Source organism: Rahnella victoriana (assembly GCF_004330295.1).
Taxonomy (GTDB): domain Bacteria; phylum Pseudomonadota; class Gammaproteobacteria; order Enterobacterales; family Enterobacteriaceae; genus Rahnella; species Rahnella victoriana.
In genome coordinates, this window is sequence record NZ_SJOJ01000013.1 from 52,860 (window position 1) to 67,456 (window position 14,597).

The following is a 14,597-nucleotide window of genomic DNA, read 5'->3' on the forward strand; positions in this document are numbered from 1 at the left end:
TCCGGGTGAAACAAACACAACGCCATGATGCGATTATCGATTTAGTCCGCCAGCAGGGTTATGTCAGCACCGAAGAGCTGGTGGAGCATTTTGCAGTCAGCCCGCAAACTATCCGCCGCGATCTCAACGATCTGGCGGAGCAGAACAAAATTCACCGTCACCACGGCGGTGCGGCATTGCCATCCAGCTCCGTCAACGCGGCCTATAACGACCGTAAAGTGATGTGGTCGGAAGCGAAAGCGCGCATCGCCGAACGTGTCGCCAGCCAGATCCCCGACGGCTCGACGTTGTTCATCGACATCGGCACCACGCCGGAAGCCGTCGCCCATGCGCTGCTTAACCATAAAAACCTGCGCATTGTGACCAACAACCTGAACGTCGCCACGCTGCTGACCTCCAAAGAAGATTTCCGTCTGTTCCTGGCGGGCGGCGAAGTGCGCGCCCGCGACGGCGGTATCATGGGCGAGGCGACGCTCGATTTTATCTCCCAGTTCCGCCTCGATTACGGCATTCTCGGCATCAGCGGTATCGATATGGACGGCTCGCTGCTCGAATTCGACTATCACGAAGCACGCACCAAACGCGCGATTATCGAAAATTCCCGCTGTGTGATGCTGGTGACCGACCATTCCAAATTTGGCCGTAACGCGATGGTGAACCTCGGAAAAATGGATCTGATCCATTATCTGTTCACCGATAAACAGCCGCCGGAAAGCGTGAAGCAAATCATCGACAAATACGACGTGCATCTCGAACTCTGCTGATTTTCCTGCTGTTGCGGAGCGCCGCTCAGGCGCTCCTGTATTCCTCTCCCCGACACATCCCAAAACGAACAATTGCGAAAAAACCCGCCCTTCATGGAGCTCGGTTTCGATTCCCTCTTGCCGTTTTGCTCGAAACCGACACAAAAATGTTACCTTCATCACGCATAATTGTTTTTATTTGGTTAACGCTTGGCTTGTTTGTCGATTCTCGATTACAATCGTGAGCGAAAACGAACATAAAAGAGCTATTGCGAACATCTGGAGGAAGATGACGTGGAAACCAAAGACTTGATCGTAATTGGTGGCGGTATTAATGGTACCGGCATCGCAGTAGATGCAGCTGGCCGCGGGCTGTCTGTTCTGCTGCTTGAAGCGCAAGACTTGGCCTGCGCGACCTCTTCGGCCAGTTCTAAATTAATCCACGGTGGCCTGCGCTATCTGGAACATTACGAATTCCGTCTGGTCAGCGAAGCGCTGGCTGAACGTGAAGTGCTGTTGAAAATGGCACCGCATATTGCCTTCCCGATGCGTTTCCGTTTACCGCATCAGCCGCATTTGCGCCCGGCCTGGATGATCCGCGCCGGTTTGTTCCTGTACGACCATCTGGGCAAACGCACCAGCCTGCCGGCCAGTAAGGGCCTGAAATTTGGCAGCGAATCCGTGCTGAAACCGGAACTGACCAAAGGTTTTGAATACTCGGACTGCTGGGTGGACGACGCGCGTTTAGTGGTCGTCAACGCTCAGGAAGTGGAAGAGCGTGGCGGCGAAGTCCGTACCCGCACCCGCGTCACCCGCGCATGGCGTGAAGACGGTTTGTGGATGGTGGAAGCCGAAGATATCGATACCGGCAAAACCTTCACCTGGCGCGCCAAAGGTCTGGTGAACGCCACCGGTCCGTGGGTCAAACATTTCTTCGACGACGGCCTGAAGCTGAAATCGCCATACGGCATCCGTCTGATCAAAGGCAGCCATATTGTGGTGCCGCGTGCGCACAATCAGCCGCAGGCTTACATTCTGCAAAACGAAGATCACCGCATCGTGTTTGTGATCCCGTGGATGGATGAATTCTCGATCATCGGCACCACCGACGTGGAATATCACGGCGATCCGAAAGACGTGAAAATCGATGACAAAGAAATCGGTTATCTGCTGAAAGTGTATAACGACCACTTTAAGAAACAGCTGACCACCGAAGACATCGTCTGGACCTATTCCGGTGTGCGTCCGCTGTGCGATGACGAATCCGATTCACCGCAGGCGGTGACCCGTGATTACACACTCGACGTGCACGATCAGGATGGCAAAGCGCCGCTGCTTTCTGTGTTCGGCGGCAAGCTGACCACTTACCGTAAACTGGCGGAACACGCGCTGGAAAAACTGGTGAAGTATTATCCGAAAGCCGGTCCGGCGTGGACCAAAACGGCCGTATTGCCGGGCGGGAAACTCAACGGTGACCGCGATACCTACAGCGCCAATCTGCGTACCCGTTTCAAATGGTTGCCGGAATCGCTGGCACGCCGTTATGCACGGACTTACGGCAGCCAGACGGAGTTGTTCCTCAATGATGCGACCAGCCTGGAATCGCTGGGCGAAGATTTCGGTCACGGATTCTACGAAGCGGAACTGCGTTATCTGGTGGAAAAAGAGTGGGTGTCACAGCTCGATGATGCCATCTGGCGCCGTACCAAACTCGGTATGTGGCTGGATAAAGCCCAGCAACAACGCGTCGCCGAATGGCTGGAAACACACAAACAGCAGAAGAAACATTTGTCGCTGGCGTCTTAAATTAGTTAGCTCCTCCCCCTGCGAAGGGGGAGGCCAGGAGGGGGTTTAACAGACAAAACAAGTGGTTATGCACACTTAACATCTTGTTTTTGACCTTAATACCCCACCCCAACCCTCCCCTTCGCAGGGGAGGGAGCTGATTGAAGTCGCTTCTGAATCCCCCTTCGCAGGGGGAGGAGCTGAAAGTCCCACCTCTATTCCCGCTTTACAACCTCACCGGTTTAATGTTCCAGATCTCATCGGCGTATTCCTGAATGGTACGGTCCGAGGAGAAATAGCCCATGTTGGCGATATTATGCAGCGTGCGGCGCGTCCACTCTTCCGGCAGTTTATACAATTCATCGACTTTATCCTGCGTATCGACATAACTGCGGTAATCCGCCAGCACCTGATAGTGATCGCCGAGATTAACCAGCGTGTCGAACAGGTTGGTATAACGCTTCGGCTCGGTCGGGCTGAAAACGCCGGTGGCGATTTGCGTCAGCACCTGATGCAGCTCGGCGTCCTGTTCAAAATACGTATGCGGGTTGTAACCTTTCTGGCGTAATTCCTCGACCTGCGGCGTGGTGTTGCCGAAAATAAAGATATTCTCCTCGCCCACATGTTCGAGCATTTCGACGTTGGCACCGTCCAGCGTGCCGATGGTCAGCGCACCGTTCAGGGCAAATTTCATGTTACTGGTGCCGGAGGCTTCGGTGCCCGCCAGCGAGATTTGCTCGGAAAGATCCGCCGCCGGAATGATCAGCTGCGCCAGACTGACACTGTAGTTCGGAATAAACACCACCTTCAGTTTGTTGCCGATACGCGGATCGCTGTTGATCACCGCCGCCACGTCGTTGATCAGCCGGATGATCTGTTTCGCTGCATAATAGGCCGATGCCGCTTTACCGGCGAAAATCACCGTGCGCGGTACCCATTCGGCATCCGGCTCTTCCAGAATACGGTTATAACGGGTGATGACATGCAGCACGTTCATCAGCTGGCGTTTGTATTCGTGAATACGTTTGATCTGCACATCGAACAGGCTTTTCGGATCCACCACAATGTTCAGCTTCTGGGCGATAAACAGCGCCAGCCGCTTTTTGTTGTCCAGCTTGGCCTTGCGGATCGCCTGCAGGAAACTCAGGTAATCCAGATTCTGTTTCAGTTCCGCCAGCTGGCTCAGATCCGAACGCCAGGTCTGACCGATGGCATCGTCAATCACCGCCGACAGCGGTTTATTGGCCAGCGCCAGCCAGCGGCGCGGCGTCACGCCATTGGTTTTATTGATGAAACGGTCCGGATAAACGCGGGCGAAATCCGCGAACAGCGACTGCACCATCAGCTCGGAATGCAGTTCGGAAACGCCGTTCACTTTGTGGCTGGCGATCACCGCCAGCCATGCCATACGCACTTTGCGGCCGTGGCCTTCGTCGATAATTGAGACGCGCGACAGCAGGCCGTTATCGTCGGGGATCTTCTCCGCCACTTCTTTCAGGAAGTGATCGTTGATCTGGAAAATAATCTCCAGATGACGCGGCAGGATCTTGCCGATCATGTCCACCGGCCAGGTTTCCAGCGCTTCGCTCATCAGCGTGTGGTTGGTGTAAGAGAACACGCTGCACACCGTTTCCCACGCGGTCTGCCACGCGAATTTATGCTCGTCGATCAGTAAACGCATCAGCTCCGGGATCGACAGCACCGGGTGCGTGTCGTTGAGGTGAATAGCAATTTTGTCGGCCAGATTGTCGTAAGTATGGTGCGTGGTGTAATGGCGGTTGAGGATGTCCTGCACGGTCGCTGACACCAGGAAATATTCCTGACGCAGACGCAACTCGCGGCCGGAATAGGTCGAATCATCGGGATACAACACGCGGGATACATTCTCGGAATGGTTTTTATCTTCCACCGCCGCGAAATAATCGCCCTGATTAAATTTACCCAGATTGATTTCGTTACTGGCCTGTGCGCCCCACAACCGCAGCGTGTTGGTGGCGTCCGTGTCGTAACCGGGGATCACCTGATCGTAGGCGCAGGCGATAACTTCTTCGGTTTCCAGCCAGCGGGTTTTGACGCCTTCATGCTGCACACGGCCACCGAAACGCACTTTATAACGGGTGTTGTAGCGCTGGAATTCCCACGGGTTACCGTATTCCAGCCAGTAATCCGGCGCCTCTTTCTGCTCACCGTTGATGATGCTTTGCGCGAACATGCCGTATTCATAACGGATGCCGTAACCGCGCCCCGGCAGCGCCAGCGTGGCCAGTGAATCCAGGAAACAGGCCGCCAGTCGTCCAAGGCCGCCGTTGCCTAAACCGGGGTCATTTTCTTCGCCGATCAGTTCTTCGAGGTCAAAGCCCATTTCATCGAGGGCGCTTTTCAGGTCGTCATAAATCCCCATCGCCAGCAGCGCGTTGGAGAGTGTCCGTCCAATCAGAAACTCCATCGACAGGTAATACACCTGCCGGACATCCTGTGAGGTTTGCGCCCGGTTAGAACGCAGCCAGCGTTCCACCATGCGATCGCGCACCGCAAACAATGTGGCATTAAGCCAGTCATGTTGTGTCGCAATAGACGGATCTTTGCCGATGATAAACATCAGTTTATAGGCAATAGAATGCTTAAGCGCTTCGACACTGACTGTCGGTGAGTTGTAATTAAACGGTGAAGTCATAACGTTACATTCCCGATCAAGTTAGCTACGTTCAGGGTCAGGACAGCAGGCGGTTGTACAGGACGAGATATTCCTGTGCAGCCACCTTCCAGCCGAAATCAATACCCATGGCGTGTTGTTGGACGTGTCGCCAGTGTTTCGGTCGGCTCCACAAAACAAATGCCCGGCGGATCGCACTTCCGAGCGATTTCCCCGTTGCGTCTTCAAAGACAAACCCGCTGGCGGTTCCGTCAGCCAGATTTTCCAGCGCACAGTCGACCACCGTGTCGGCCAGCCCGCCGGTACGGCGCACCAGCGGCAGGGTGCCGTATTTCAGGCCATACAACTGGGTTAATCCGCACGGCTCGAAACGGCTCGGCACCATGATGACGTCCGCCCCGCCGATGATGCGGTGGGAAAACGCTTCGTGATAACCCAGCTGTACGCCGACCTGCCCCGGATTGTCCGCCGCCGCCGCCAGAAATGCCTGTTGCAGCACAGCGTCACCTGCGCCTAACAGCGCCAGCTGGCCGCCACGTTCGAGCAGGTCCGGCAAGGCTTCCAGCACCAGATCCAGCCCTTTCTGGCTGGTCAGGCGGCTGACCACCGCGAACACCAGACGCGAGTCATCCACATCCAGCCCCATCGCCCGTTGCAGATAAGCTTTGTTGACCGCTTTCGAACGCAAATCATCAGCGTCGTAACGCGCCGACAACAAGACGTCATCACGCGGCTGCCAGATAGCTTCATCGACACCGTTGAGGATCCCCGTCAGCCGTCCCTGCATTTCGCGTTCCAGCAGCAGAGATTCCATGCCGTAACCAAATTCCGGCCGGGTGATTTCTTTCGCGTAGGTCGGGCTGACCGTCGTCACATGGTCGGAATAGAACAGACCGGCTTTCAGGAAAGAAATCTGGCCGTAGAATTCCAGCCCGTGCATCTGGAAGAATTCGCGCGGGATGTACAGCTCATCGAGATGATGCGCGAAGAACAATCCCTGAAATGCCAGATTATGCACCGTGAAAACGGTCTTCACCGGCGCGTTGCGGGCGCGGATATAGGCAGAACATAGCCCGGCGTGCCAGTCATGAGAATGGACAATATCCGGCTTCCAGTGCGGGTCGAAATTCAGCGCCAGCTCGCAGGCCATCCAGCTCAGCAGCGCAAAGCGCAGATGGTTATCCGGATAGGCAAAAGACGATTGATCGTGATACGGACTGCCGGGACGATCGTACAAACCCGGCACATCAATCAGATAAATACCCACGCCATCAAAGTACCCCAGTGAAAGGGTGACGTGTCCGGCAAAGGTCGCCAGCGTACCGATCACCTGCGTTTCCCCCAGTCCTTTTTTGACATCTGGGAACGCCGGAATGAGCACGCGGACATCCGCGCCCTCCGCAATTTGTGCGGCGGGAAGTGCTCCGGCGACGTCAGCAAGGCCGCCCGTTTTTAACAGCGGAAACAGCTCGGAACAAACATGTAAAACCTGCATTCGCGCTCCTGATTATCCCGGTCATCCCGGCGTTCAGCGGGATGACGAAAAGTCGTGCTTTCTAACGTCTGTTTATAGTTTCGCCAGCATCGCGCGCGTCACCAGTACCACGCCCCCTTCCGAGCGGTAGAACCGGCGGCTGTCTTCATCCGCATTCTCGCCAATCACCATCCCTTCGGGGATTTGGCAGGCGCGGTCAATGACACATTTGCGTAAGCGGCATGAACGCCCCACGTTCACATCCGGCAAAATAATCGTTGAGTCGATATTGCAGAAAGAATTGATGCGCACCCGCGGGAACAATACGGAGTGCACCACCACGGAACCCGAGACAATCACACCGCCCGCCACCAGCGAGTTCATGGTCATGCCGTGGCTGCCTGAGCGGTCCTGCACAAATTTGGCTGGCGGCAACGGCTCCATGTGGGTGCGGATTGGCCAGTCGCGGTCGTACATATCCAGTTCCGGCGTGACCGATGCCAGATCCAGATTGGCGCGCCAGTAGGCATCCAGCGTCCCGACATCACGCCAGTACGGCGGCAATTCATCATTTTGTGTCACGCAGGAAAGACCAAACGGATGCGCGCGGGCGACGCCCTGACGGGTCAGTTTTGGGATCAGGTCTTTGCCGAAATCATGACTGGATTCCTCACTTGCCATGTCTTCTTCGAGCATGCGAAACAGATAGTCTGCATTAAAAATGTAGATGCCCATGCTCGCCAGCGCCATATCAGGATTGCCGGGCATGGCTGGCGGATCTTGCGGTTTTTCGACAAAACTGGTGATGTGATAATCCTCAGTCACGCCGATAACCCCGAATTCACTGGCCTCGGCGCGCGGGACTTCCAGACAGGCGACGGTACATTCACCGCCCTTCTGCACGTGGTCGATCAGCATGCGCGAGTAGTCCATCTTGTAGATATGATCCCCGGCCAGGATCACCACAAACTCGGCGTCATAGCGGCGGATAATATCCAGATTCTGATAGACCGCATCGGCGGTGCCTTTGTACCAGTGCTCGGTACTGTGGCGTTGCTGCGCCGGGAGCAAATCCACGAACTCGTTCATTTCTTCGTTAAGGAAAGACCAGCCGCGCTGAATGTGCTGAACCAGCGTGTGCGACTGATATTGCGTGATCACACCGATGCGGCGAATGCCGGAATTCAGGCAATTCGACAGGGCGAAATCAATGATGCGAAATTTACCGCCAAAGTGAACGGCGGGTTTTGCCCGGGTTGCGGTCAAATCTTTCAGCCTGGAACCCCGGCCACCGGCAAGGATCAATGCCACGGATTTGAGCGGCAACTGTCGTGCCAGCATGACCGGGTCCCGGTTATCTAATGTCGCCATATCTGACTCCTTCGTTTTTATTATTACCGGCTCTGTGGAGTGAAATCTTGTAGGACACAGAGGGTTTTTGCTGCTGCCCGCCATTGCGAGCCGTCCATGACACGCCGGGGTTCCTCATCAAAAAGCACACTATTGAACGGTGCGACCGGCTGCCAGTTTCCCGGCGGCAGGTGCATATCCACCTCGTGCAGCGAGGCATTCACGATCAGCAGCCAGCGCCGGGAGAGACAGATTTGCAGCCATTGCTGCGGCCCCTGCTCCCAGTCGCCGGGGCTCATCGGTTGCCCCTGTTGATTCAGCCATTGCACGTCGTCGCTGCCTGCCTGCCACCTGCGGTTTTGCGTCAGTGCCGGAATTTTCCGGCGCAGGGCAATCAGCGCGCTGGTGTAGGCCATCAGGCTGTCATCGGCATTTTCCCAGTCGAGCCAGGTCAGCGGATTGTCCTGACAATAGGCGTTGTTGTTGCCTGACTGGCTGTTACCGAGTTCGTCACCGGCCAGCAACATCGGCGTGCCTTGTGACAGAAACAGCGTCGCCAGTAAGGCCCGCTGGCTGAGACGCCGCTGCTGTAAGACCTCCGCAGACGCCTCCAGCCCTTCTTCGCCGTGGTTTTGGCTGAAATTTTCGTTATGGCCGTCGCGGTTTTCTTCGCCGTTGGCCTGGTTGTGTTTCTGGTTAAAACTCACGAGATCGCGCAGCGTAAAGCCGTCGTGTGCCGTCAGCATGTTGATGCTGGCGTAAGGTTCGCGCTGTGCGGGATTGAATTTGTCCGCAGAAGCGGCAAAACGTCCGGCAAACTGACCGAGGGAGGTGTCGCCATGCAGCCAGAACTGACGCATATCGTCGCGCCAGATATCGCTCCATTCGGCAAAAGGTGCCGGGAAATTCCCGAGCTGATAGCCGCCGGTGCCGATATCCCACGGCTCGGCAATCAGTTTGGTTTTTGACAGGATTTCATCGTTTTTAATGGCTTCAAACAGCGGCGATTGCGCAGTGAACTCCGGCGTTCTGCCGAGAACAGACGCCAGATCAAAGCGGAAGCCATCGACGTGACATTCGCGAACCCAGTAATGCAGGCAGTCGAGTGTCCAGGCGATCACCTCTTCATCCACCAGCCTCATCGTGTTGCCGCAGCCGGTCATGTTGTTGTCTGAGCCGTCATCGTTGAGCCAGTACCAGCTGGCGTTATCGATGCCGCGAAACGAAATAAACGGCCCGTCGATATCCAGTTCCGCGCTGTGGTTGAACACCACGTCGAGGATCACTTCAATGCCCGCCTGATGCAGCGCTTTGACCGCCGATTTAAACTCATTCAGCGCCGACACGCCGCCCTGTCCGCTGGCGTAACGCGGTTCCACGGCGCAGGGTGCCAGCACGTTGTAGCCCCAGTAATTGCTCAGTCCGAGTCGTTGCAGACGCGGCTCGTCGGCATGATGTTGTACCGGCAAAAGCTCTATCGCCGTCACACCCAGATGCTGCAAATACTCCAGCATGACCGGATGCGCCAGCCCGGCGTAGGTGCCGCGCAGGGCGGCGGGAATATGCGGATGCTGACGGGTCAGCCCGCGCACATGCGCCTCGTAAATCACCGTTTCGCCCCACGGTCTGGCGGGCGGTTTATCATCGCCCCAGTCGAAATTCCCGGCGACCACCACGGATTTTGGCGCAACCACGGCGCTGTCTTTATCGTCCGGCGCATCGGTGCCGCCGGTAAAACGTGCGTTATCAAGCAGCACGCCGTCTATCGCCCGGGCGCTGGGGTCGATCAGCACTTTTTTCGGGTTAAAACGATGGCCGTTTTTCGCATCGAACGGTCCGTAAACCCGGTAACCATAGCGTTGTCCGGCTTTCAGATCCGGCACAAACCCGTGCCACAGATTGCCGGTGCGGCCGGTTAAAGGCAGATGCTGCTCGCTGCCGCTCTCATCAAAAAGGCACAAATCGACTTTTTCCGCATGGGCGGAATACAGGCAAAAATTGACGCCGTTATCTCTGAGATGCGCACCAAAAGGTGCAGGCAGACCGGGCCCGGGTTGTTTCATTACGCCTCCCTTCGCAGATACACAGTGGCCAGCGGCGGGATCACCACGCTGATGGAGTGATCGCGCTGATGGTGGCCAATATTTTCACTGTAAACATCGCCGCCGTTGCCGACATTGCTGCCACGGTAGTAATGCGAATCGGTGTTGAGAATTTCACGATAACGGCCCGGCTGACTGATGCCGATGCGGTAGTGCTCACGCGGCACCGGCGTGAAATTGCTGATAACGATGATTTCACCGCCGTTTTCGTCGCGACGAGCAAAGGCGAAAATCGAGTTTTCGTGGTCGTCGACCACCAGCCATTCAAAGCCGCGCGGGTTGTAATCCAGTTCATACAGCGGCGCATTGGCCTGATAGGTCAGATTCAGGTCGCGCACCAGATGTTGCACGCCGCTGTGCCAACCTGCCGGGTCATCGAGCAGATGCCAGTCGAGGCTGGCGTCAAAATTCCACTCTCGCCCCTGCGCAAATTCTCCGCCCATAAACAGCAGTTTTTTGCCCGGATGCGCCCACATAAAGCCGTAATAGGCGCGCAGGTTGGCAAACTTCTGCCAGACGTCGCCGGGCATTTTATCCAGCAGGGATTTTTTGCCATGCACCACTTCATCGTGCGAAAGCGGCAGCATGAAGTTCTCGCTGTAGGCGTAAAGCACGCCGAACGTCATGAGATTGTGATGGTATTTGCGGTGAACCGGATCGAGCTGCATATACGCCAGCGAATCATGCATCCAGCCCAGATTCCATTTGTAATGGAAACCCAGCCCGTTGGCATCCGGCGGCATGGTGACGCCCGGATAATCAGTGGATTCTTCCGCTAACGTCACTGCGCCGCCGAGTTCACGGCCAATCGTATGGTTGGTGTATTTCAGGAAGGAAATGGCTTCGAGGTTTTCGCGGCCACCGTAATAATTGGGGATCCACTCGCCGGCTTTGCGGCTGTAATCGCGGTAAATCATCGACGCCACCGCGTCCACGCGCAGACCGTCGATGCCGAAGCGTTCTATCCAGTAAAAGCCGTTGCCCGCCAGATAGTTTCGTACCTCATGACGGCCATAGTTGTAGATCAGGGTATTCCAGTCCTGATGGTAGCCTTCGCGCGGATCGGCATATTCGTACAGCGCGGTGCCGTCGAACTGGGCCAGCCCGTAGGCATCGCTCGGGAAATGCCCCGGCACCCAGTCGAGAATGACATTCAGACCGGCGTTATGCGCGGCATCGACAAACGCCTTGAACTCCATCGGCGTGCCAAATCGGCGGGTCGGCGCATACATGCCGAGCGGCTGATAACCCCAGCTGCCGTCGAACGGATGTTCGTTAACCGGCATCAGTTCGATATGCGTGAAGCCCATCCATTTGGCGTACGACACCAGTTGTTCGGCCAGCTCGCCATAACTGAGCCAGAAATTGTCGTCGGTATGACGACGCCAGGATCCCAGATGCACTTCATAGACAGAAACCGGCTGATTCAGCGCATTGGCTTTCTTTCTGCTTTCTGAATGCGGCACAACGTCCGGTAATTTACGCACGCACGAGGCGGTGTCCGGACGCATCTGCGCCTCAAAGGCATAAGGGTCGGCGCGCAGGCTGACATGCCCGCGGCAGTCGATAATTTCGAATTTATACAGCTGACCTTCGCTGACGGCAGGAATGAACAATTCCCAGATGCCGTTTTCGCGGCGCTGACGCATCGGATGGCGGCGGCCGTCCCAGAAGTTGAATTCACCGACCACGGAAACCCGCGTGGCGTTCGGTGCCCAGACCGCAAAACTGACGCCATCGACGTCATCCAGCGTTTGCAGATGCGCGCCGAGTTTTTCGTAGGGGCGCAGGTGCGTGCCTTCCGCCAGCAGCCAGATATCCAGCTCCTGCAACAGCGTGCCGAAGCGGTACGGGTCGTCAATCACATGGAGATTTTCGCCCCAGCGGACTTCCAGTTTGTAGCGAAACGCATTTTTACGGCGCGGGATCAGGCCGACGAAGAAACCGCGATCGTCATAACGACGCAGTTCCGCCACCTGCTTACCCTTTTCTACATCGATGACCCAGACCTGATCGGCATCCGGCAACAGGGCACGCACTTCCAGCCCGGCGGCCACAGAATGCATGCCCAAAAGAGAAAAAGGATCAGCGTAGTGGCCAGATATAATTTGATTAATAACGTGCTGATCGGGAAGTACAGACATGTATTTCGTCCTATGATTAATTAAATCAATAAATCCAATAAAATCATTCAGGTATTCAATACGAAACGTGATCCCAGTGTGCTCCCCTTTTTATTGCCGCTTTGTGATCCGGCTATGTTTCAGTTTTGCCAAAAGGTGCGCGATGACGCTTACGCTCACAATTTCCAAATAAGTGCTTATTTCAGCTTCTCAAAGAGGCAGAGCTCTTCTACTAAGCATAGACAAAGGTTCGAAAAATCAGCGTGAAGAAACCGAGGAATTTTTCGCAAAATGAAATTCAGAGAGTTGCGCTGGAAAAAGGCGGATAAAGGGTGAAGTGAGGGATGGCAGATACAAAAACGGGACACCGTGCTGGTGTCCCGTGGGAAATCATCTCAAAGAAAACAGGGCAGTTTTCCCGTCAGAGTAAGATCCTTAACATGCGGCGCAACGGCTCTGCCGCGCCCCACAGCAGCTGGTCACCGACGGTGAACGCAGACAGATATTGCGGGCCCATATTCAGTTTACGCAGACGGCCCACCGGGGTGTTCATGGTGCCGGTGACTGCTGCCGGTGTCAGTTCACGCATCGACAGTTCACGGTCATTCGGGATCACGCGAACCCAGTCATTGTGCGATGCCAGCATCTGTTCGATTTCCGGGATCGACACGTCTTTTTTCAGTTTCAGCGTGAAGGCCTGGCTGTGGCAACGCAGCGCGCCGATGCGCACACACAGGCCATCCACCGGAATAATGTCGGAAGTGCCGAGGATTTTGTTGGTTTCCGCCTGACCTTTCCATTCTTCTTTGGTCTGGCCGTTATCGAGCTGTTTGTCGATCCACGGGATCAGACCGCCCGCCAGCGGAACACCGAAGTTATCGGTCGGCAACGTGCCGCTGCGGGTCAGCGCCGTCACGTTACGTTCGATATCCAGAATGGCGGAGGCCGGGTTTTGCAGCTCTTTCGCCACGCTGTTATGCAGCATGCCCATCTGGGTCAGCAGTTCACGCATGTGACGCGCACCGCCGCCGGACGCCGCCTGATAGGTGGCAACAGACGCCCACTCGATCAGGTCATTGGCAAACAGGCCGCCGAGCGACATCAGCATCAGGCTGACGGTACAGTTACCGCCCACAAAGGTTTTAATGCCTTTGTCGATACCCTGGTGGATCACGGCGCTGTTCACCGGGTCGAGGATGATTATCGCGTCATCTTCCATTCTCAGAGAGGATGCTGCGTCAATCCAGTAGCCGGACCAACCGATTTCACGCAGCTTCGGATAGATTTCATTGGTATAATCGCCGCCCTGACAGGTGATGATAATGTCCAGTGCGCTCAGAGCGTCCAGATCATAGGCATCCTGCAAGGTTCCAGACTGACCCGTGAAAGAAGGCGCGGCCTGACCGTGCTGAGAGGTGGAGAAGAATACCGGACGGATAGCGTCGAAATCGCGTTCTTCAATCATGCGTTGCATGAGTACAGAACCGACCATTCCACGCCAGCCAACGAAACCTACATTTTTCATAATATCTGTCCTGCCCTGAGGGTGATAACTGCTTAAAACGGCTCGAACGCGCGCCTGCACTAAGAGAGTGCCTGTTTTGCTGCACTGTGCCCCGTTAACGCGCGGGTCTACCACCTTACAAAATGCACCAAAAGTGGCAAGTGAATTTAATCAATAGTGCAGCCTTTAATAGCAGCACGACTTATAACAGGCGTTTTAAGCCGAATTATTCTGAGGTAGTCATGACCGAAATGATTTCAGCAACCATATTGCTGTTTTTAATTATGGATCCGCTGGGCAACTTACCGATTTTCATGTCGGTATTAAAACATCTCGACCCGAAACGCCGCCGTGTGGTGTTGATCCGCGAAATGCTGATCGCCCTGATCCTGATGCTGATTTTTCTGTTCGCCGGGGAAAAAATCCTGTCGTTCCTGAATCTGCGCACCGAAACCGTGTCGATTTCCGGCGGTATTATTCTGTTCCTGATTGCCATCAAAATGATTTTCCCGTCGGAAGAGAAAAGCAGCAGCGGCCTGCCTGCCGGTGAAGAACCCTTCCTGGTGCCGATGGCGATCCCGCTGGTCGCCGGTCCGTCGATCCTCGCCACGCTGATGTTGCTTTCGCACCAGTACCCGAATCAGATGAGCCACCTGACGCTGGCCCTGTTTATCGCCTGGGGACTGTCGATGGCCATCCTGTTGCTGTCCAACCTGTTCCTGCGCCTGCTCGGCGACAAAGGCGTCAGCGCCCTCGAACGCCTGATGGGCCTGATTCTGGTCATGCTCTCAACGCAAATGTTCCTCGACGGGATCAGGGCGTATTTGAAGATTTAGCGACAACAGGAAACGAAAAAGGCGAGC

At 55.6% G+C, this 14,597-nt stretch carries 9 protein-coding genes; 3 read left to right on the forward strand and 6 right to left on the reverse strand.

Going from position 1 to position 14,597, the window contains the following annotated elements; all coding sequences use genetic code 11:
• Positions 1-5 precede the first annotated feature (5 nt).
• The gene (locus EYY67_RS12670) at positions 6-764 is read left to right on the forward strand and encodes a DeoR/GlpR family transcriptional regulator (protein ID WP_131693657.1); all 759 of its coding nucleotides are present in this window, start codon (positions 6-8) and stop codon (positions 762-764) included.
• A gap of 273 nt (positions 765-1,037) precedes the next feature.
• The gene (glpD, locus tag EYY67_RS12675) at positions 1,038-2,549 is read left to right on the forward strand and encodes a glycerol-3-phosphate dehydrogenase (RefSeq protein ID WP_131693658.1); all 1,512 of its coding nucleotides are present in this window, start codon (positions 1,038-1,040) and stop codon (positions 2,547-2,549) included.
• Between the two features lie 205 nt (positions 2,550-2,754).
• On the opposite strand, the gene glgP is transcribed toward glpD, so the two are convergent.
• From glgP to asd, 6 genes are all read right to left on the reverse strand, one after another.
• Entirely contained in the window at positions 2,755-5,202 is a 2,448-nt protein-coding gene (gene glgP, locus EYY67_RS12680) for a glycogen phosphorylase (RefSeq protein WP_131693659.1), read from the reverse strand.
• 37 nt (positions 5,203-5,239) lie between these two features.
• The gene (glgA, locus tag EYY67_RS12685; RefSeq protein WP_119825359.1) at positions 5,240-6,676 is read right to left on the reverse strand and encodes a glycogen synthase GlgA; all 1,437 of its coding nucleotides are present in this window, start codon (positions 6,674-6,676) and stop codon (positions 5,240-5,242) included.
• A 72-nt stretch (positions 6,677-6,748) separates the two neighbouring features.
• Positions 6,749-8,026 carry a glucose-1-phosphate adenylyltransferase gene (gene glgC, locus EYY67_RS12690; RefSeq protein ID WP_095923860.1) on the reverse strand — a complete coding sequence of 426 codons (1,278 nt, stop codon included), beginning with the start codon at positions 8,024-8,026 and terminating at the stop codon, positions 6,749-6,751.
• A 23-nt stretch (positions 8,027-8,049) separates the two neighbouring features.
• Positions 8,050-10,068 (reverse strand): glycogen debranching protein GlgX, encoded by a 2,019-nt coding sequence (glgX, locus tag EYY67_RS12695; RefSeq protein ID WP_119825361.1) that lies wholly within the window; start codon positions 10,066-10,068, stop codon positions 8,050-8,052.
• Positions 10,068-12,251 carry a 1,4-alpha-glucan branching protein GlgB gene (gene glgB / locus EYY67_RS12700; RefSeq protein ID WP_119825363.1) on the reverse strand — a complete coding sequence of 728 codons (2,184 nt, stop codon included), beginning with the start codon at positions 12,249-12,251 and terminating at the stop codon, positions 10,068-10,070. The genes glgX and glgB overlap by 1 nt, the downstream gene beginning before the upstream one ends.
• Before the next feature lie 400 nt (positions 12,252-12,651).
• Positions 12,652-13,755 (reverse strand): aspartate-semialdehyde dehydrogenase, encoded by a 1,104-nt coding sequence (asd, locus tag EYY67_RS12705; RefSeq protein ID WP_095923863.1) that lies wholly within the window; start codon positions 13,753-13,755, stop codon positions 12,652-12,654.
• Between the two features lie 221 nt (positions 13,756-13,976).
• Here asd and EYY67_RS12710 point away from each other — a divergent pair, with 221 nt between their 5' ends.
• Positions 13,977-14,570 carry a YhgN family NAAT transporter gene (locus EYY67_RS12710; protein ID WP_095923864.1) on the forward strand — a complete coding sequence of 198 codons (594 nt, stop codon included), beginning with the start codon at positions 13,977-13,979 and terminating at the stop codon, positions 14,568-14,570.
• Positions 14,571-14,597: the final 27 nt, after the last annotated feature.